Here is an 18,865-nt window from a genome sequence, read left to right on the forward strand (position 1 = left end):
CCGCGTCAGAACAGGAAGTAACGCTGCGCCATCGGCAATACCTCGGCCGGTTCGCACCAGAGCAGTTGGCCGTCGGCCTTGACCTGATAGTTCTGCGGGTCGACGTCGATGGTCGGCAGGTAGTCGTTGTGGATCAGGTCGCTCTTTTGCACCTCGCGGCAGCCTTTGACCACGGCGATCTTCTTCTGCAGACCAAGCTTCTCCGGTACGCCGGCCGCGAATGCGGCCTGGCTGATGAAGGTCAGGCTGGTGGCGTGGAGCATGCCGGCGTAGCTGCCGAACATCGGCCGGTAGTGCACCGGTTGCGGCGTCGGGATCGAGGCGTTGGCGTCGCCCATCAGGCTGGCGGCGATGGCGCCGCCTTTCAGAATCAGTGTCGGCTTCACGCCGAAGAAAGCCGGGCGCCAGAGCACCAGGTCGGCGAACTTGCCCACTTCGATGGAGCCCACTTCGTGGCTGATGCCGTGGGTGATAGCCGGGTTGATGGTGTACTTGGCGATGTAGCGTTTGACTCGGAAGTTGTCGTTGCCTGGGCCGTCTCCCGGCAGGGCGCCGCGCTGCTGCTTCATCTTGTCGGCGGTCTGCCAGGTGCGGGTGATCACCTCGCCGACGCGGCCCATGGCCTGGCTGTCGGAGCTGATCATCGAGAACGCGCCGAGGTCATGCAGGATGTCTTCGGCGGCGATGGTCTCGCGGCGGATGCGGCTCTCGGCGAAAGCCACGTCCTCGGCAATGCTCGGGTCGAGGTGGTGGCAGACCATGAGCATGTCCAGGTGTTCGTCGATGGTGTTCTTGGTGAACGGTCGGGTCGGGTTGGTCGAGCTGGGCAGCACGTTGGGGAAGCCGCAGGCCTTGATGATGTCCGGCGCGTGGCCGCCGCCTGCACCCTCGGTGTGGTAGGTGTGGATGGTGCGGCCCTTGAACGCGCCCAGGGTGGTCTCGACGAAGCCGGACTCGTTGAGCGTGTCGGTGTGGATCGCCACCTGAATGTCGTACTGGTCGGCCACGCTCAGGCAGTTGTCGATTGCCGCGGGCGTGGTGCCCCAGTCCTCGTGTAGCTTGAGACCGATGGCGCCGGCTTCGATCTGCTCGATCAGCGGCTGCGGCAGCGAGACGTTGCCCTTGCCGGTGAAGCCGATGTTCATCGGGAAGGCGTCGGCGGCCTTGAGCATATTGGCCATGTGCCACGGGCCGGGCGTCACGGTGGTGGCGAAGGTGCCGGTGGCCGGGCCGGTACCGCCACCGATCATGGTGGTGGTGCCGCTCATCAGGGCTTCTTCGATCTGCTGCGGGCAGATGAAGTGGATGTGCGTGTCGATCCCGCCGGCGGTGAGGATCATTCCCTCGCCGGCGATGACTTCGGTGGCACCGCCGACGGCAATGGTCACGTCGGGCTGGATGTCCGGGTTGCCGGCCTTGCCGATGGCGGCCACGCGGCCGTCCTTGAGGCCGACGTCGGCTTTGACGATGCCCCAGTGGTCGATGATCAGCGCGTTGGTGATCACCGTGTCGACCACATCTTTAGCGCAGAGCTGGCTCTGGCCCATGCCGTCGCGGATGACCTTGCCGCCGCCGAACTTCACTTCGTCGCCGTAGGTGGTGAAGTCCTGCTCCACTTCGATCCACAGGTTGGTGTCGGCCAGGCGCACCTTGTCGCCGACGGTGGGGCCGAACATGTCGGCGTAGGCTTGGCGGGAAATTTTCATCGGCACTCCTCGAGTTTGATCGTTCCCACGCTCTGCGTGGGAATGCATCCGGTGACGCTTTGCGTCGCAGGGGCACGGAGCGCCCCGTCATGGGTTCCCACGCGGGCGCTCAACCCAGGTCCCCCATCACCCGGCCGGCGAAGCCGAACACGCGGCGCTCGCCGGCCAGCTCGACCAGCTCGACGTCACGCGATTGCCCCGGCTCGAAGCGTACGGCGGTGCCGGCCGGGATGTTCAGGCGCATGCCACGGGCGGCGGCGCGGTCGAAGGTCAGCGCGTCGTTGGTCTCGAAGAAATGGTAGTGCGAGCCGACCTGGATCGGCCGGTCGCCACTGTTGGCCACGCTGAGGCTGAGGGTGCGGCGGCCGGCGTTGAGTTCGATCTCGCCGTCCTGGATCTGGTATTCGCCGGGAATCATCTGCGTTTCACTCCAGGATGAGTTGCATGAAGGTGAGGTCCAGCCAGCGGTCGAACTTGCGCCCGACCTGGGGCATCTGCCCGGTGGTGACGAAGCCGAGGCGTTCGTGCAGGCGGATGGAGGCGGCGTTCTCGCGCTCGATGGCAGCGACCATCACGTGCAGCTTCGCGGCCCGGGCGCGCTCGATCAGCGCCTGCATCAGCGTCGGGCCGAGGCCCTGGCCACGCTGGTCGCTGCGCACGTAGACCGAGTGCTCGACGGTGTGACGAAAGCCCTCGATGCTGCGCCAGGTGCCGTAGCTGGCGTAGCCGAGCACTTCGCCGGCGTCGTTCGTCGCCACCAGCACCGGGAAGCCGGCGGCATGGCGCTCGGCCAGCCAGGCGCGGCGGTTGGCCAGGTCGACCTCGGTTTCGTTCCAGATCGCCGTGGTGTTGAGCACCGCGTCGTTGTAGATGGTCAGGATGCCGGGCAGGTCGGCTGGCGTTGCGTCGTGGATGGTCATGTGTGGGTCCAGAAATCCCGTCGGTGCCGCGTGTGCAGGTAGCAAGCGCCGGGGCATCGGCTGGGTTCCTCAGGCGATGGGTTGGTGGACGGTCACCAGCTTGGTGCCGTCGGGGAAGGTGGCTTCGATCTGGATCTCCGGGATCATCTCCGGCACCCCGATCATCACCTGTTCGCGGCTGAGCAGGGTGGTGCCGAAGTGCATCAGGTCGGCCACGCTGCGGCCGTCACGGGCGCCTTCGAGCAGGGCGGCGGAAATGAAGGCCATGGCCTCCGGGTAGTTGAGCTTCACTCCACGCGCCAGGCGGCGTTCGGCGACCAGGCCGGCGGTGAAGATCAGCAGTTTGTCTTTCTCGCGTGGACTCAGATCCATCGTCTTGCTCCAGTGTTGCGGGCGCGTACAGGGCAGGCGCCAGTTGTGCGTCGTAGGGTGGCTGTCGCGTTCTACAGCCACCGGTCGCGGGTGGGGGCGCCCACTCGCAGGTGTTCGTCAGGTGCTCCAGATCCTTGGCGGCAGTGCCTCGCGACCCAGCTGTGCCGGGCGCAACAGGCGCCACAGCTCGATCAGCCAGGCGCGTGCGTGCAGCGCTTCACTGGCCAGGCAGCGTGCAACGATCAGGCCAGGCAATTGGCTGAGATCGCCACGCAGTTGGCCGCGGGTAACCGCCGGCAGTTCGCGGCAGCGCTCCAGCAGTTCGCCGTCGAGGGTGCCGCTGAGCAGCAGCGTGGCGAACACCGGATGGCCGTCGAGGCCGATGGGCGAGTCGAGCAGGCCGTCGTCGCCTGTGATGCGCTGGCGTTCGTGCCAGAGCAGCTGGCCATCGCGGCGGATATCCAGGTGCGACTGGAAATAGCCGCTGTCGAAGCGCTCGCCGGCGGCCGGGCGGCCCAGGGCGACCATGTCCCAGTAGAACAGGCGGGCGTCGCCGCTGAGTTCGATGCGGGTGCTCAGCTCGGCCTGGGCCCCGGCGTAGACGATGCTTTCCTGCGGCAGCCATTCCAGGGTCGCGCCAGCGGCGACGCGCAGCTCGACCTGCTGGAAGGCCGGCCCGTTCGCGCGGTACCACTTGGCCGCGCCGGGGCTGGTCAGCTGCGCCCAGGCGTTCTCGCCTACCGTGGCGCTGATGTTCAGCCGATCCCCGCCGGCGATGCCGCCAGGTGGATGGACAATGATGTGCTGGCAGACTTCCGGGCCTTCGGCGTACAGGTGCTTCTGCACCCGCAACGGGCCCTGGTGACGGCGCTGCACCGGGCGGGTGCTCGCGCCGAAGCGGGCGTAGCCCAGTTCCAGCTCGGCGTGCCAGCTGGGGGTGAACAGGCCGGTGCCGAGCGGTGCGTTCATCGGCGGGCCTCGCGGTGGGCGTGCAGCCAGGCGCCAAGGCTGGAGTACAGGCTGAGTACCAGCAGGGCGGCGAGCATCAGCAGCCACCATTGCAGGTGGAAGCCGTAGTGCGGCGGCGAATGCAGCATGCCGGCCATCCAGAACACCGTCAGCGGCGTGGCGAGCAAGGTCGCGCACCAGGCGCGGCCCCAGGAACGGCGATACGACCAGGGCCGCAGCACGGCCAGCAGCAGGGCGCATTCGGCGAGCACGATGGCGCAGAACAGCAGCACCCATTGCAGCGGGTAGGCCGGCTCCATGCCCTCGGGCATGCTGCGGCGCAGCCAGTAGTCCGGCAGGCTGCCGCCATAGATGACCATGGCGCAGCCGAGCAGGGCGGCGAGGGGCAGCAGCAGGTGGCGCGGGGCGATCATCGGGGGCCGGTGTCCAGCGGGAGCGAGGCGCCGATTATGCGCAAAACACGCGGTGGGCGTCGCCATTCAGATCGCCACCAGGCCACGCACGCCATCGGCTTCCATGGTCTCGCCCCGGCCCTGCTGGATGATCTCGCCGCGCGACATCACCAGGTACTGGTCGGCCAGCTCGGCGGCGAAGTCGTAGAACTGTTCGACCAGCAGGATGGCCATGTCGCCCCGTTCGGCGAGCTTCTTGATCACCGCGCCGATCTCCTTGATCACCGAGGGCTGGATGCCTTCGGTGGGCTCGTCGAGGATCAGCAGGCGCGGCTTGCTCGCCAGTGCGCGGCCGATGGCCAGCTGTTGCTGCTGGCCGCCGGAGAGGTCGCCACCGCGACGCTGCTTCATTTCCAGCAGCACCGGGAACAGCTCGTAGATGAACGCCGGTACGGTCTTGGCATCCTTGGCGCCAAAACGAGAAAGCCCCATCAGCAGGTTCTCCTCCACGGTCAGGCGCGGGAAGATCTCGCGACCCTGGGGCACGTAGGCGATGCCGGCCTGCACGCGCTGGTGCGGCTTGAAACCGGTGATCGGCTGGCCTTCCCAGTTCACCGCGCCCTGCTTGGCCGGCAGCAGGCCCATCAGGCATTTGAGCAGGGTGGTCTTGCCCACGCCATTACGGCCGAGCAGGCAGGTGACTTCGCCGACCTTCACGTCGAACGACAGGCCCCGCAGGATGTGGCTGCCGCCGTAGTACTGGTGCAGCTGTTGGACTTGCAGCATGTCTTTTTCCTTCTGATCGTGCCCACGCTCTGCGTGGGCATGCATCTGGCGACGCTCTGCGTCGCTGGGGCGCGGAGCGTGGGAACCTTCATCACAGGGAGGCTCTACCGGCCGAGGTAAACCTCGATCACCCGCTCGTTGGCCTGCACCTGCTCCAGCGAGCCTTCGGCCAGCACGCTGCCCTGGTGCAGCACGGTGACGTGGTCGGCGATGCTGCCGACGAAGCCCATGTCGTGCTCCACCACCATCAGCGAGTGCTTGCGCGCCAGGGACTTGAACAGCTCGGCGGTGAACTCGGTCTCGGCGTCGGTCATGCCCGCCACCGGTTCGTCGAGCAGCAGCAGTTGCGGGTCCTGGACCAGCAGCATGCCGATCTCCAGAAACTGCTTCTGCCCGTGCGAGAGCAGCCCGGCCGGGCGCTGCCGCGAGGCTTCCAGCTTGATCGTCTGCAGCACCTCGTCGATGCGGTCCTGCTGCTCGCCATTGAGTCTGGCGCGCAGGCTGGCCCACACCGATTTGTTGGTCTTCAGCGCCAGTTCGAGGTTCTCGAACACGCTGAGCGCCTCGAACACCGTGGGCTTCTGGAACTTGCGGCCGATGCCGGACTGGGCGATCTCGACCTCGCTCATCTGGGTCAGATCGAGGGTGTCGCCGAAGTAGGCGACGCCGTTGTCCGGGCGGGTCTTGCCGGTGATCACATCCATCATGGTGGTCTTGCCGGCGCCGTTGGGGCCGATGATGCAGCGCAGCTCGCCGACGCCGATGTACAGGGTCAGGTTGGTCAGCGCCTTGAAGCCGTCGAAGCTGACGTTGATGTCTTCCAGGGTGAGGATGGTGCCGTGACGCACATCCAGGCCCTTGCTCGCGGCGCTGCCGAGGCCGAGGGCATCGCGGCCGGTGCCGGACGGGTCGAAGGCGGGTTCGAGCATGAGTTCGGGAACGGGGGCGGCGCGCATCACTGCTCTCCTTTTTTCTTCAACAGGCCGATCACGCCCTTAGGCAGGAAGAGGGTGACGACGATGAACAGGAAGCCCAGGGCGAACAGCCAGTATTCGGGGAAGGCCACGGTGAACCAGCTCTTCATGCCATTGACGATGCCAGCGCCGAGCAGCGGGCCGATCAGCGTGCCGCGTCCGCCGAGGGCGACCCACACGGCAGCCTCGATGGAGTTGGTCGGCGACATCTCGCTGGGATTGATGATGCCTACCTGCGGTACGTACAGCGCCCCGGCCAGGCCACAGAGCACGGCGCTCAGCACCCAGATGAACAGCTTGTAGCCGCGCGGGTCGTAGCCGCAGAACATCAGGCGGTTCTCGGCATCGCGCAGGGCGGTGAGCACCCGGCCGAACTTGCTCTGCGCCAGCTTCCAGCCCAGCAGCAGGCTGCCCACCAGCAGCAGTACGGTGCACAGGAACAGCACCGCACGGGTGCCCGGCGCGGTGATGTCGAAGCCGAGAATCGTGCGGAAGTTGGTGAAGCCGTTGTTGCCGCCGAAGCCGGTCTCGTTGCGGAAGAACAGCAGCATGCCGGCGAAGGTCAGGGCCTGGGTCATGATCGAGAAGTACACGCCCTTGATCCGCGAGCGGAAGGCGAAGAAACCGAACACCAGAGCCAGCAGGCCCGGCGCCAGCACCACCAGGCACAGCGCCCAGAGGAAGCTGGAGGTGCCGTACCAGTACCACGGCAGCTCGGTCCAGGAGAGGAAGGTCATGAACGCGGGCAGGCCGTCACCGGCGCTTTCACGCATCAGGTACATGCCCATGGCATAGCCGCCGAGGGCAAAGAACAGGCCGTGGCCGAGCGACAGCAGGCCGGCGTACCCCCAGACCAGATCGAGCGCCAGGGCGACGATGCAGTAGCAGAGGATCTTGCCGGCCAGGGTCAGGCTGTAGGCCGAGACCTGCAGCGAGTGATCCGCCGGCAGCAGGTGCAACAAGGGCATGGCGAGGAGGATGGCGACGACCACGGCGGCGATCGCCAGGGTCACTTTGGGGCCGGCTTTCTGCGCCAGCGTCAGGGTCATGGGCTGGTTCAATCGATGATCCTCCCTTTCAGAGCGAAGAGGCCCTGCGGGCGTTTCTGGATGAACAGGATGATCAGCGCGAGGATGAGGATCTTGCCCAGCACGGCGCCGATCTGCGGTTCGAGGATCTTGTTCGCCACGCCGAGGCCGAAGGCCGCCAGCACGCTACCGGCCAGCTGGCCGACGCCGCCGAGCACCACCACCAGGAACGAGTCGATGATGTAGCTCTGGCCGAGATCCGGGCCGACGTTGCCGATCTGGCTCAGGGCCACGCCGCCGAGACCGGCGATACCGGAGCCGAGGCCGAAGGCGAGCATGTCCACGCGGCCGGTGGGTACGCCGCAGCAGGCCGCCATGTTGCGGTTCTGGGTGACGGCACGCACGTTCAGGCCCAGACGGGTCCTGTTCAGCAGCAGCCAGGTCAGCGCTACCACGAACAGGGCGAAGCCGATGATGACAATGCGGTTGTACGGCAGCACCAGGTTGGGCAGCACCTGGATGCCGCCGGAGAGCCAGGCCGGGTTGGCCACCTCGACGTTCTGCGCGCCGAACAGCACGCGCACCAGTTGGATCAGCACCAGGCTGATGCCCCAGGTGGCGAGCAGGGTTTCCAGGGGACGACCGTAGAGAAAGCGGATCACCGTGCGTTCCAGGGTCATGCCGATCAGCGCGGTGACGAAGAACGCCACCGGCAGCGCGGCCAGCGGGTAGAAGGCCAGGTACTCGGGGGCCAGGCGCTGGAACATGAGTTGCACCACGTAGGTGGTGTAGGCGCCGAGCATGAGCATCTCGCCGTGGGCCATGTTGATCACCCCGAGCAGGCCGAAGGTGATGGCCAGGCCGAGAGCGGCGAGCAACAGGATCGAGCCCAGCGACAGGCCGCTGAAGGCCTGGCCGGCCAGCTCGCCGACCATCAGGCGGCGCTTGACCTGGGCCAGGCTGGTTTCGGCAGCGGTGCGCACGTCGGCATCGGCTTCGACGCCAGGGGCGAGCAGGGCTTCCAGGCGCGTACGGGCCAGCGGCTCGCCGGTTTCGCCCAGCAGGCGCACGGCACTGAGGCGGATCGCCGGATCCGGGTCGACCAGTTGCAGGTTGGCCAGGGCCAGCGCCAGGGCATCGCGCACGGCGGCGTCGTCCTCGCTGGCAACGCGGGCGTTGAGCAGGCCGAGCTGGGCCGGTTTGGCGCTCTTCTGCAGTTGCTGGGCGGCGGCCAGGCGTACCTGCGGCTCTTCGGCGAGCAACTGGTGGCTGGCCATGGCGGTGCCGATCAGGCCGCGCAGGCGGTTGTTCAGGCGCAGCTTCTTCGGCGTTTGCGCCGGTACGGCGTTGCCTTCGGCAGCGCGCCAGCCGCTTTGCGTTTCGATGAAGGGCGCCTTGGCGCTGTCGCTGGCCAGGCGGCCTTTGTGCAGGGCCTCGAGCAGCGGCAGGCGCTGGGCGTGGGGCTGGGCGGACCAGCTTTCCAGGAGCGTGGCCTGTTTGGCTGGATTGGCCGCGACGAAGTCGGCGGCGTCTCCGGCGTGGGCGGTCAATGGCAGCAACAGCACCAGTGACAGGAGCATTCGGTAGAGGGCAGTGGGCATTTCAAGGTCCTTTGCTGTGCCTGAAGGCGAGTTTCCTCACCCCCGGTCCCTCTCCCGGAAGGAGAAGGGAGGAAAGCACGTCGGCGTTGGCGGCTGGCAGTGGCGCTTCTATCGGCGCCGAGCAAGTACCCTCTCCCCTTGGGAGAGGGCTAGGGTGAGGGGCGTGTGTCTATGCAGAGCACATCGCCTCCCACCTCAACCCTTCCGGGAAGAAGGGGGCAGCAGCCTCAGTTCGACTTCACCGCGTGATCCGGCTTCTTGTCGTTGCCCGGAATGAAGGGGCTCCACGGCTGGGCGCGGATCGGGCCTTCGGTCTGCCAGACCACGGAGAACTGACCGTCTTCCTGGACTTCACCGATCATCACCGGCTTGTGCAGGTGGTGGTTGGTCTTGTCCATGGTCAGGGTGTAGCCACTCGGCGCGGCGTAGGTCTGCCCGGCCATGGCCTCACGAACCTTGTCGACGTCGGTGGTGCCGGCCTTCTCGACCGCCTGCGCCCACATGTTGATGCCGACGTAGGTGGCTTCCATCGGGTCGTTGGTGACCACGGTGGCGGCGTTCGGCAGGTTCTTGGCCTTGGCGTAGGCCTTCCAGGCGGCGACGAACTTCTCGTTGGCCGGGTTCTCGACCGACTGGAAGTAGTTCCAGGCAGCCAGCTGGCCCACCAGCGGCTTGGTGTCGATGCCGCGCAGTTCTTCCTCGCCAACGGAGAACGCGACCACCGGGATGTCGGTGGCTTCGATGCCCTGGTTGGCCAGTTCCTTGTAGAACGGCACGTTGGAGTCGCCGTTGACGGTGGAGATCACCGCGGTCTTGCCGCCAGCGGAGAACTTCTTGATGTTGGCGACGATGGTTTGGTAGTCGCTGTGACCGAAGGGGGTGTAGACCTCTTCGATGTCCTTGTCGGCCACGCCCTTGCTGTGCAGGAAGGCGCGCAGGATCTTGTTGGTGGTGCGCGGGTAGACGTAGTCGGTGCCGAGCAGGAAGTAGCGCTTGGCGCCGCCGCCGTCTTCGCTCATCAGGTACTCGACGGCCGGGATCGCCTGCTGGTTCGGCGCGGCGCCGGTGTAGAACACGTTCGGCGACATCTCTTCGCCTTCGTACTGCACCGGGTAGAACAGCAGGCCGTTGAGTTCTTCATAGACCGGCAGCACGGATTTGCGCGATACCGAGGTCCAGCAGCCGAAGGTCACGGCGACCTTGTCCTGGGTCAGCAGCTGGCGGCCTTTCTCGGCGAACAGCGGCCAGTTGGAGGCCGGGTCGACCACCACCGGTTCGAGCTGCTTGCCGAGCACGCCACCCTTGGCGTTGATCTCGTCGATGGTCATCAGCGCCATGTCTTTCAGCGAGGTCTCGGAGATCGCCATGGTGCCGGAGAGGGAATGCAGGATGCCGACCTTGATGGTCTCGGCAGCTTGCAGGCTGTAAGGGAAGAGGCCGCTGAGCAGCAGGGCACTGGCGGCGAGTGTGGACTTCAGAAATGGACGGCGTTTCATCGTGTTTAGGGCTCCATGCGCAACAGTGTTGGACCGAAGGGGTCGTCAGTCCTTTGGCAGCATCCGTGCCAAGCGCCGCAACACCTTGTGCTAGAAGGGTTTTGCCGGTTTCGATGAAGTGTCCGGAAGGAGTGGGTGCGCCAAGCTGGTGCGCTATGGGCGCAGTTCACCACGAGTGCCCAGCGCTTGCACTGCTTTGATGCAAATGCCGTTGGAAGAGGCGAGTCAGCGGAGGTTTGGCGCGAGAAAAAGCCCGCGGTGCCCGCTTGTGACGCACGCCAGAGGGCCTGGCGTGCACCTGAAATGAATCAGGTAAGCAGGTAGCCGCGCACGCCGGTGAAGATGATCTGCGCCGCCAGCGCGCAGACGAACAGGCCCATCAGGCGACTGACGATCTGCAGGCCCTGCTCGCCGAGCAGGCGCTCGAAACCGTGGGAGAGGAACAGCACGAAGCCGACGGTGAGGCTGGCCAGGCTGATGCCGGCCACCGCGACCAGTTTGTCGTCCCAGTGCGGCTGGCTGACACCCATCACCAGCAGCGCACCGATGGTGCCGGGGCCGACCGTCAGCGGAATGGTCAGCGGTACGATGGTCACGTCCTGGTTGGGGTTGTCGCTCTGCACCGCCGATTTGCCCTGGGCCATGCCCAGCGCCGAGATGAACAGCACGCTGCCGGCTCCGATGCGGAAGGCGTCGGCGGTGATGCCGAACAGGTCGAAGATGGCCTGGCCGAACAGGTACAGCAGCACGCTGGAGATCAACGTGCCCAGCGCCACTTTCCAGGCCAGCTTCTTGCGTTCCCTGTTGGTGTAGCCCGGGGTCAGGCCGATGAAGCAGGACAACACGAAGAACGGGCTGTAGAGGACCAACATCTTCAAATACAGACTGAACAGCGCGGGCAGCATGGACGAGGCTCGTTGGCAGTGGGTGGCGCAAGCATAGCGGCGGGGCTGGCGGGTGTCAGCGCCAGCGTTGGCGCGAGCGGATCAGCCGCGCGTCAGGACAGCAGGGCGTGGCGGTCGCGTTCCTTCTTGTCGACCCACTGGGCGATCAGCTCGCGCAGTTGCGACATTTCCACCGGCTTGGACATGTGTCCGTCCATGCCGACCTGGCGGGCGCGCTCCTTGTGCTCGGCGAGGATGTGCGCGGTCAGGGCCACCACCGGGGTGCGCTTGCGCTGCTCGCGCAGCTCCCAGGCGCGCAGTTGCTCGGTGGCGGAGAAGCCGTCGAGCACCGGCATCTCGCAGTCCATCAGCACCAGGTCGTAGCGCTGCGCCTGCATTGCACGCAGAGCTTCCTCGCCATTGCTGGCGGTGTCCGGCTGCAGGTTGAGCTTGCTCAGCATGCCGCGGATGACCTTGGTGGAGATGGTGTTGTCTTCGGCGACCAGGATGCGGAAATCGCTCGGCACGGCCAGCGCAGCCGGTTCGCCAGCGACGCCCTGGGCGGTGACGAAATGGCCGCTCTTGCGCTGCGCCAGCTCGTCGGCCAGGGTGGTCTTCAGCGTATAGCCGGCCACCGGCTTGGCGAGGATGCGCTTGATCCCGGCGTTGCGCGCGATGACCTTGCTCGGCGCATTGCTGATCCCGGTGAGCATGACCAGCAGGATGTCGTGGTTGAGGTTGGGGTCTTCCTTGATCTTCGCTGCCAGCTGCATGCCGGTCATGCCGGGCATTTCCTGATCGAGCAGCACCGCGTCGAAGAACTCGCGCAGGTGCGCCTTGGTGCGCAGCAGGGCCAGCGCCTCCTTGCCCGACGGCACCGCACTGACCTGCAGGCCCCAGGCCGCGCATTGCTGCACCAGCACCTTGCGGCAGGTCTCGTTGTCGTCCACCACCAACAGGCGGGCGCCTTGCAGCGGGCCGTCGAGGTCGGCGGTCGGGTGTTCCAGGCGCTCGGCGTCCAGCGGCAGGGTCAGCCACAGGGTGCTGCCCTGGGCGCCGCCGCTCTGGATGCCGAACTCGCCATCCATCAGGCGTACCAGCTGGCGGGCGATGATCAGGCCGAGGCGACCGCCGAGCTTGGTCGCGGAGAGGAAGTCGGTGCGGTGCAGTTCGGTGTTGAGCAGGGCGTCGCGCTCGCTGGCCTCCAGCGGGCGGCCGCTGTCCTGCACGGCGATGCGCAGGCGCGGTGCCTGGCTTTCGCTGTCGAGGGCGACGACCAGCAGGATCTCGCCCTCGTCGGTCTGGCGGAAGGCGTTGTCGAGCAGGCTGAGCAGAGCCTGGCGCAGGCGCGTCGGGTCGCCGCTGATGACACGCGGCACCTGTGGCTGCATGAAGCTGATCAGTTCGATCTTCTGCTGCTCGGCCTTGGCGCGGAAGATGTCCAGGCAGTCGTCGATCAGGGCGTTGAGGTCGAACTGTACGTCGTCCAGTTCGATCTGCCCGGTTTCCAGCTTGGAGATGTCGAGGATTTCGTTGATCAGTGCCAGCAGCTCGTTGCCGGAGCTGTGGATGGTCTGCACGTAGTCGCGCTGCTTGGCCGACAGCGGCGTGCCGAGCAGCAGCTCGGTCATGCCCAGTACGCCGTTCATGGGCGTGCGGATCTCGTGGCTGATCTTGGCGAGGAATTCGGCCTTGGCCTTGAGCTCGGCGCTGGACGCTGCTTCTCGGGTGCGCTCGGTAAGGGTGTCGCGCTGGATCTGCCGCTGGCGCTCGGTCAGGGCGATGCTGAGGATCAGCCCGCAGAGCATGGCGATGCTGAAGATGCCGAGTACCAGCCAGCCCGGATTGAGCTGGTCGAAGCCGAACAGCACGGGCACGAAGCAGGCGAAGCCGATGTTGAAGATGCTCAGGCCGGCGAACACCAGGCGCGCCGGTTGGTAGCCGCGGCGCCAGTGGTGGAACGCCACCAGTGGAATGGTCACGGCCGGCAGGATCACCAGCAGGTAGACCAGCCAGTTGTGCCAGAACAGGCCGGTGAACAGGATCATCGCGGCGGCGCCGAGGATCAGCGCCAGCTCGCCCTGCAGCACGTAGCGCAGGCGGCTGAATTGCGCCGGCGTGTCACGGAAGAAACAGAGGGTGAAGGCCAGCACGCAGATCGACGAGGCCAGCCCGGAGAGGTCGGCGATCAGTGACTGGTTGTAGGACAGGTTGGGAAACCATACCGCCAGCAGGCCGATGTTGCAGGTGGCGCACAGGGCGAGGGCGGCGTGCATGCCGGCCAGCCAGAAGCTGCTGATGGTCGGTGCGTAGACCATGCGCATGAGGTTGAACAGCATCAGCAGGAACAGCCCGCCGAGCAGGGCGCCGAACAGGTAGGCGGGTTTTTCCTGGTCGACCAGGCCGCGTTCGTCGATGGCCTTGAACCAGAGCATCAGCGCGTGGTTTGAGGTCATGCGGATATAGACTTCGCGCGCCGCGCCATCGTTGGGCTGGGAGAACAGGTAGGCCCGCGACGGCAGCGGGCGGCTGTTCATCGACAGCGATTCGCCGGTCTGCAGCTGCTGTTCGAGCTGGCCGTCACGCAGCAGGTAGTAGTCGAGCACCTGTACGCGCGGGGCGAACAGCCACAGCCAGTGCGGTGCCTGGTACGGCGGTGTCTTGATGTGCAGCCAGATGGCGTGGGGCGAAGCGGGGAAGGTGATGGCGCGTTTGTCGAGGGGCTGGAAGCGCGAGGACTGGGTGGTAACGTCGCTGAAGCTGAGGCTGGCGCTTTCATCGAGGAGGATCGACCAGCTTTCCTCGGTGCTGCTCGCTGGCGTGTCTGCCTGCGCAGGCGTGCCGAGAAGTGTCAGCAGCAGGCTGAACATGAGTCCGGTGGCAATCCAAAGCCGTCGCACGGGCGAATTCCCTTCGATGGTGAGTGGTCGGATTATAGCCATGGCTCAATGGCAAAAGGCAGCCGCCGGGCTGCCTTTCTAGGGTTTTCACAGGCTTGCGGCGGCGAACCTGTTGCCAATCATGTGGATTGGCAACAGGCGCCGGCGGCGTGATGGCGGCGGTCAGCCTTCGCCACGCTCGCGGGCGATGGCGCGGTAGCCGATGTCGTTGCGGTAGAAACTGCCGTTCCAGCGGATCTGCTCGGCCAGGCGATAGGCCTGTTGCTGGGCGTCGGACACGCTGTTGCCGATGGCAGTGGCGCACAGCACGCGGCCGCCAGCGGTGACGATCTCGCCCGCGGCGTTGAGTGCGGTACCGGCATGGAACACCTTGCCGTCGATCTTGGCGGCGGCGTCCAGGCCTTCGATCACGTCACCCTTGGCGTAGTCGGCCGGGTAACCGCCAGCAGCGATCACCACGCCCACGGTCGGACGCGGGTCCCAGGTCGCTTCGACCTTGTCCAGCGCCTTGGCCAGGGCGGCCTCGACCAGCAGTACCAGAGACGATTCCAGACGGACCATGATCGGCTGGGTTTCCGGGTCGCCGAAGCGGCAGTTGAACTCGATGACCTTGGGCTTGCCGGCCTTGTCGATCATCAGGCCCGCATAGAGGAAGCCGGTGTAGACGTTGCCTTCGGCCGCCATGCCGCGCACGGTCGGGTAAATCACTTCGTCCATCACGCGCTTGTGCACCTCGGCGGTGACCACCGGCGCCGGCGAGTAGGCGCCCATGCCGCCGGTGTTCGGGCCGGTGTCGGCGTCGCCAACACGCTTGTGGTCCTGGCTGGTGGCCATCGGCAGCACGTTCTCGCCGTCGACCATGACGATGAAACTGGCTTCTTCGCCGTCGAGGAATTCCTCGATGACCACGCGGGCGCCGGCGTCGCCGAAGGCGTTGCCCGACAGCATGTCGCGCACAGCTTCCTCGGCTTCTGCCAGGGTCATGGCGACGATCACGCCTTTACCGGCAGCCAGGCCGTCGGCCTTGACCACGATCGGCGCGCCGACCTTTTGCAGGTAGGCCAGGGCCGGCTCGACTTCGGTGAAGTTCTGGTAGTCGGCGGTAGGGATGTTCTGGCGCGCCAGGAAGTCCTTGGTGAAGGCCTTGGAGCCTTCCAGCTGGGCGGCAGCGGCGGTGGGGCCAAAGATGTCCAGCTTGCGAGTGCGGAACAGGTCGACCACGCCCTTCACCAGCGGCGCTTCCGGGCCGACGATGGTCAGCTGCACGTTCTTCTCGGCGAAGTCGGCCAGCTGCTCGATGGCCAGCACGTCGATGGCGACGTTCTCGCACTTGGCTTCGGTAGCGGTGCCGGCGTTGCCCGGGGCGACGAAGACTTTCTCGACGCGCTTGTCCTGCGCCACTTTCCAGGCCAGGGCGTGTTCACGACCGCCGCTGCCGATGATCAATACGTTCATGGTTCAAGCCTCATGTTGATCGTTCCCACGCTCTGCGTGGGAACGGCGCTGTGGACGCTCGGCGTCCGCGGCATGGGACGCCGAGCGTCCCGGGCTACATTCCCACGCGGAGCGTGGGAACGATCAGTAAAACGTGGCAGGCAGATCGCAATGAAGTCGGTAGATGCAAGGCGCCTTGGGTTTCGACAAGCGGAGTTGCCTAGTGGCAATGCGCATTGGCGGAACCTAAGGCAACACAGCAGATGCCGGTTTCAGTGCGGCCGAAATCAATGCCTAAAATGGCGCATACCGGTGAATACCATGGCGATGCCGGCCTCGTCGGCTGCGGCGATGACTTCCGCATCGCGCATCGAGCCGCCCGGCTGGATCACCGCGGTGATGCCGACCTTGGCGGCGTTGTCCAGGCCATCGCGGAACGGGAAGAAGGCGTCGGAGGCCATCACCGAACCGGCGACCTGCAGGCCGGCGTGCTCGGCCTTGATCGCGGCGATGCGCGCGGAGTTGACGCGGCTCATCTGGCCGGCGCCGACACCGATGGTCTGGCGTCCCTTGGCATAGACGATAGCGTTGGATTTGACGAACTTGGCCACTTTCCAGGCGAACACCAAGTCGTGCACTTCCTGCTCGGTCGGCGCGCGCTTGGTCACAACCTTCAGGTCGTCGGCGGTGATCATGCCGATGTCGCGGCTCTGCACCAGCAGACCGCCGTTGACGCGCTTGAAGTCCCAGCCAGCGCTGCGCTCGGCCGGCCACTCGCCGCACTCGAGCAGGCGCACGTTGGCTTTGGCGGCGACCACGGCACGGGCTTCGGCGCTGATTTTCGGCGCGATGATCACTTCGACGAACTGGCGCTCGACGATGGCCTGGGCGGTGGCGCCATCCAGTTCGCGGTTGAAGGCGATGATGCCGCCGAAGGCCGACTCGGTGTCGGTGGCGTAGGCCAGTTCGTAGGCTTGGCGGATGCCGCCTTCGCTGTCCAGAGCTACTGCGACGCCGCACGGGTTGGCGTGCTTGACGATGACGCAGGCCGGTTTGACGAAGCTCTTCACGCACTCCAGCGCGGCGTCGGTGTCGGCCACGTTGTTGAACGACAGCTCCTTGCCCTGCAGTTGCACGGCGGTGGAAATGCTGGCTTCGCCCTTGGCCGCCTCGACGTAGAACGCCGCATTCTGGTGCGGGTTCTCGCCGTAGCGCATTTCCTGCGCCTTGATGAACTGGGTGTTGAAGGTGCGCGGGAACTGGCCGCGCTCTTCGGTCGAGAGCGTATCGCGCGCCTGGTCGATGGTGCCCAGGTAGTTGGCGATCATGCCGTCGTAGGCGCTGGTGTGCTCGAAGGCCTTGAGGGCCAGGTCGAAGCGCTGGGCGTAGGTCAGGCCGCCGGCTTTCAGACCTTCGACGATGCTGGCGTAGTCGCTGGCATTGACCACGATGGCCACGTCCTTATGGTTCTTCGCGGCGGAGCGGACCATGGTCGGGCCGCCGATGTCGATGTTCTCGATGGCATCGGCCAGGTCGCAACCCGGCTTGGCCACGGTGGCGGCGAACGGGTAGAGGTTGACCGCGACCAGGTCGATCGGCTTGATGCCGTGCTCGTCCATCACCGCGCCGTCCAGAGCGCGACGGCCGAGAATGCCGCCGTGGATCTTCGGGTGCAGGGTCTTCACGCGGCCGTCCATCATTTCCGGGAAGCCGGTGTAGTCGGCCACTTCGACCGCTGCCACGCCGTTGTCCTTGAGCAGCTTGTAGGTGCCGCCGGTGGAAAGGATTTCCACGCCGAGGGCCACCAGTTCGCGGGCGAACTCGAGGATGCCGGTCTTGTCGGAAACGCTGATCAGCGCGCGGCGGACGGGGAGGCGGGTAGTCTGGTCGGTCATTGCGAAGTCCATCAGAGCTGGGAAATCAGTAAAAAAGGGCGGCTTTTGCTGGCCGCCCTTTTCCATGCATTCGGGTGCTTAGAGCAGATCGTATTGCTTGAGCTTCTTGCGCAGGGTGCCGCGGTTCAGGCCGAGCAGCTCGGAGGCCTTGGTCTGGTTGCCCTTGACGTAGTTCATCACGGTTTCCAGCAGCGGCGCTTCGACCTCGGTCAGGACCAGGTTGTAGACGTCGGTGACGTCGGCCCCTTCGAGGTGGGCGAAGTAGTTGTGCAGCGCCTTTTCCACGCTACCGCGCAGGGTCTGACCCTCCTCGCTGGGCGTGGTCAGGTGCTGCTTGAGGTTAGCGTTGTCGCTCACGGGTACTGCCCCATCAAAAACGGATTCATCAAAAAAATGCTCGTTCAACCTCGTCATGCGGCCACCTCGATTCCCTTGTTGTGACGGTCGGCGAAGAACTGCCGAACGTTGGCGCACTGCGCGTCCGTGCTTTCCAGACGATTGAAGTCGGCGCGGAACTCCCTGGCGCCGGGCAGGGTTGCGAGGTACCAGCCCACGTGTTTGCGGGCGATGCGCACACCCATCACATCGCCATAGAAGGCGTGCAGGGCGGCCAGGTGCTCAAGCAAGATTCGTTCTATCTCGGCCAGCGGCGGCGCAGCGAGTTCCTCGCCGGTGCTGAGGAAGTGGGCGATTTCGCGGAAGATCCACGGCCGGCCCTGGGCGGCGCGGCCGATCAGCAGGCCATCGGCGCCGGTGGCGACGAGTACGTCGCGGGCCTTGTGCGGCGAATCGATGTCGCCATTGGCGAACACCGGAATCGACACGGCCTGCTTGATTGCGGCCACGGTGTCGTATTCGGCTTCGCCAGTGTAGAGGTCAGCGCGGGTACGGCCGTGCACGGCGAGGGCGGCGATGCCGGCCTGTTCGGCGATCTTGGCTACGGTGATGCCGTTCTTGTTCGCGCGGTCCCAGCCGGTGCGGATCTTCAGGGTCACCGGCACGTCGACGGCGGCGACCACCGCCGCGAGGATCGCGCTGACCAGTTCTTCATCTTTCATCAGGGCGGAACCCGCGGCCTTGTTGCAGACCTTCTTGGCCGGGCAACCCATGTTGATGTCGATGATCTGCGCGCCGAGTTCGACATTGCGACGGGCGGCTTCGGCCAGCATCTCGGGATCGCCACCGGCGATCTGCACCGAACGGGGTTCGGGATCGCCCTCGTGCACCAGGCGCAGGCGCGATTTGCGGCTGTTCCACAGGCGCACGTCGCTGGTGACCATCTCCGATACCACCAGCCCCGCGCCCAGGCGCCGGCACAGCTGCCGGAACGGCTGATCGGTGACGCCCGCCATGGGGGCGAGGATCAGCTGATTGGGCAGTGTGTAAGGGCCGATGCGTACCACCGACATGGAGGTCATCCCTGTTGTATCGAAGACGTTGCGGCAATGGCGTAGCCCGCCAGAGTGCAGAACGGCTTTCGGGGGAGTGCGAAAAAGGGAGGGCATGAT

General features: G+C 65.9%; 17 protein-coding genes. All 17 read right to left on the reverse strand.

Annotation, left to right across the window (positions count from 1 at the left end; translation table 11 throughout):
* Nucleotides 1-5 precede the first annotated feature (5 nt).
* The 17 genes from ureC to dusB all read right to left on the reverse strand — a co-directional run bounded on the left by ureC (nt 6) and on the right by dusB (nt 18,766).
* On the reverse strand, nt 6-1,706 hold the full coding sequence (ureC, locus tag IB229_RS21190) for an urease subunit alpha (RefSeq protein WP_192331922.1): 1,701 nt from the start codon (nt 1,704-1,706) through the stop codon (nt 6-8).
* A gap of 109 nt (nt 1,707-1,815) precedes the next feature.
* Nucleotides 1,816-2,124: an urease subunit beta gene (locus tag IB229_RS21195; protein ID WP_192331923.1), complete on the reverse strand. Its 309-nt coding sequence runs from the start codon at nt 2,122-2,124 to the stop codon at nt 1,816-1,818.
* 7 nt (nt 2,125-2,131) lie between these two features.
* The gene (locus tag IB229_RS21200; RefSeq protein WP_192331924.1) at nt 2,132-2,626 is read right to left on the reverse strand and encodes a GNAT family N-acetyltransferase; all 495 of its coding nucleotides are present in this window, start codon (nt 2,624-2,626) and stop codon (nt 2,132-2,134) included.
* 69 nt (nt 2,627-2,695) lie between these two features.
* Complete coding sequence (locus IB229_RS21205; RefSeq protein ID WP_192331925.1) at nt 2,696-2,998, reverse strand: urease subunit gamma; 303 nt, start codon at nt 2,996-2,998, stop codon at nt 2,696-2,698.
* Nucleotides 2,999-3,115: 117 nt separating this feature from the next.
* Nucleotides 3,116-3,967, reverse strand: a complete 852-nt coding sequence (locus IB229_RS21210; RefSeq protein ID WP_192331926.1) for an urease accessory protein UreD — start codon at nt 3,965-3,967, stop codon at nt 3,116-3,118.
* Nucleotides 3,964-4,380, reverse strand: coding sequence for a hypothetical protein (locus IB229_RS21215; RefSeq protein ID WP_192331927.1), 417 nt, complete (start codon nt 4,378-4,380; stop codon nt 3,964-3,966). Before IB229_RS21215 ends, IB229_RS21210 begins: the two co-directional genes overlap by 4 nt.
* A gap of 66 nt (nt 4,381-4,446) precedes the next feature.
* On the reverse strand, nt 4,447-5,145 hold the full coding sequence (urtE, locus tag IB229_RS21220) for an urea ABC transporter ATP-binding subunit UrtE (RefSeq protein WP_192331928.1): 699 nt from the start codon (nt 5,143-5,145) through the stop codon (nt 4,447-4,449).
* A gap of 104 nt (nt 5,146-5,249) precedes the next feature.
* Nucleotides 5,250-6,101, reverse strand: a complete 852-nt coding sequence (urtD, locus tag IB229_RS21225; RefSeq protein ID WP_192331929.1) for an urea ABC transporter ATP-binding protein UrtD — start codon at nt 6,099-6,101, stop codon at nt 5,250-5,252.
* A complete protein-coding gene (urtC, locus tag IB229_RS21230; RefSeq protein ID WP_192331930.1) occupies nt 6,101-7,180 on the reverse strand; it encodes an urea ABC transporter permease subunit UrtC in 1,080 nt (359 codons plus the stop codon). Before urtC ends, urtD begins: the two co-directional genes overlap by 1 nt.
* Nucleotides 7,177-8,748: an urea ABC transporter permease subunit UrtB gene (urtB, locus tag IB229_RS21235; RefSeq protein ID WP_192331931.1), complete on the reverse strand. Its 1,572-nt coding sequence runs from the start codon at nt 8,746-8,748 to the stop codon at nt 7,177-7,179. The genes urtC and urtB overlap by 4 nt, the downstream gene beginning before the upstream one ends.
* 227 nt (nt 8,749-8,975) lie before the next feature.
* Nucleotides 8,976-10,244, reverse strand: coding sequence for an urea ABC transporter substrate-binding protein (urtA, locus tag IB229_RS21240; protein WP_192331932.1), 1,269 nt, complete (start codon nt 10,242-10,244; stop codon nt 8,976-8,978).
* Nucleotides 10,245-10,552: 308 nt separating this feature from the next.
* Nucleotides 10,553-11,146: a MarC family protein gene (locus IB229_RS21245; RefSeq protein WP_192332030.1), complete on the reverse strand. Its 594-nt coding sequence runs from the start codon at nt 11,144-11,146 to the stop codon at nt 10,553-10,555.
* 95 nt (nt 11,147-11,241) lie between these two features.
* Nucleotides 11,242-14,028 (reverse strand): hybrid sensor histidine kinase/response regulator, encoded by a 2,787-nt coding sequence (locus IB229_RS21250; protein WP_192331933.1) that lies wholly within the window; start codon nt 14,026-14,028, stop codon nt 11,242-11,244.
* Between the two features lie 162 nt (nt 14,029-14,190).
* Nucleotides 14,191-15,483: a phosphoribosylamine--glycine ligase gene (gene purD / locus IB229_RS21255; protein WP_192331934.1), complete on the reverse strand. Its 1,293-nt coding sequence runs from the start codon at nt 15,481-15,483 to the stop codon at nt 14,191-14,193.
* 266 nt (nt 15,484-15,749) lie between these two features.
* Nucleotides 15,750-17,357 (reverse strand): bifunctional phosphoribosylaminoimidazolecarboxamide formyltransferase/IMP cyclohydrolase, encoded by a 1,608-nt coding sequence (gene purH, locus IB229_RS21260; protein WP_192331935.1) that lies wholly within the window; start codon nt 17,355-17,357, stop codon nt 15,750-15,752.
* A 78-nt stretch (nt 17,358-17,435) separates the two neighbouring features.
* Nucleotides 17,436-17,771: a DNA-binding transcriptional regulator Fis gene (gene fis / locus IB229_RS21265; protein ID WP_192331936.1), complete on the reverse strand. Its 336-nt coding sequence runs from the start codon at nt 17,769-17,771 to the stop codon at nt 17,436-17,438.
* Nucleotides 17,768-18,766 carry a tRNA dihydrouridine synthase DusB gene (gene dusB / locus IB229_RS21270; protein WP_192331937.1) on the reverse strand — a complete coding sequence of 333 codons (999 nt, stop codon included), beginning with the start codon at nt 18,764-18,766 and terminating at the stop codon, nt 17,768-17,770. Before dusB ends, fis begins: the two co-directional genes overlap by 4 nt.
* Nucleotides 18,767-18,865: the final 99 nt, after the last annotated feature.

The sequence above is a fragment of the Pseudomonas sp. PDM14 genome, assembly GCF_014851905.1.
Taxonomy (GTDB): domain Bacteria; phylum Pseudomonadota; class Gammaproteobacteria; order Pseudomonadales; family Pseudomonadaceae; genus Aquipseudomonas.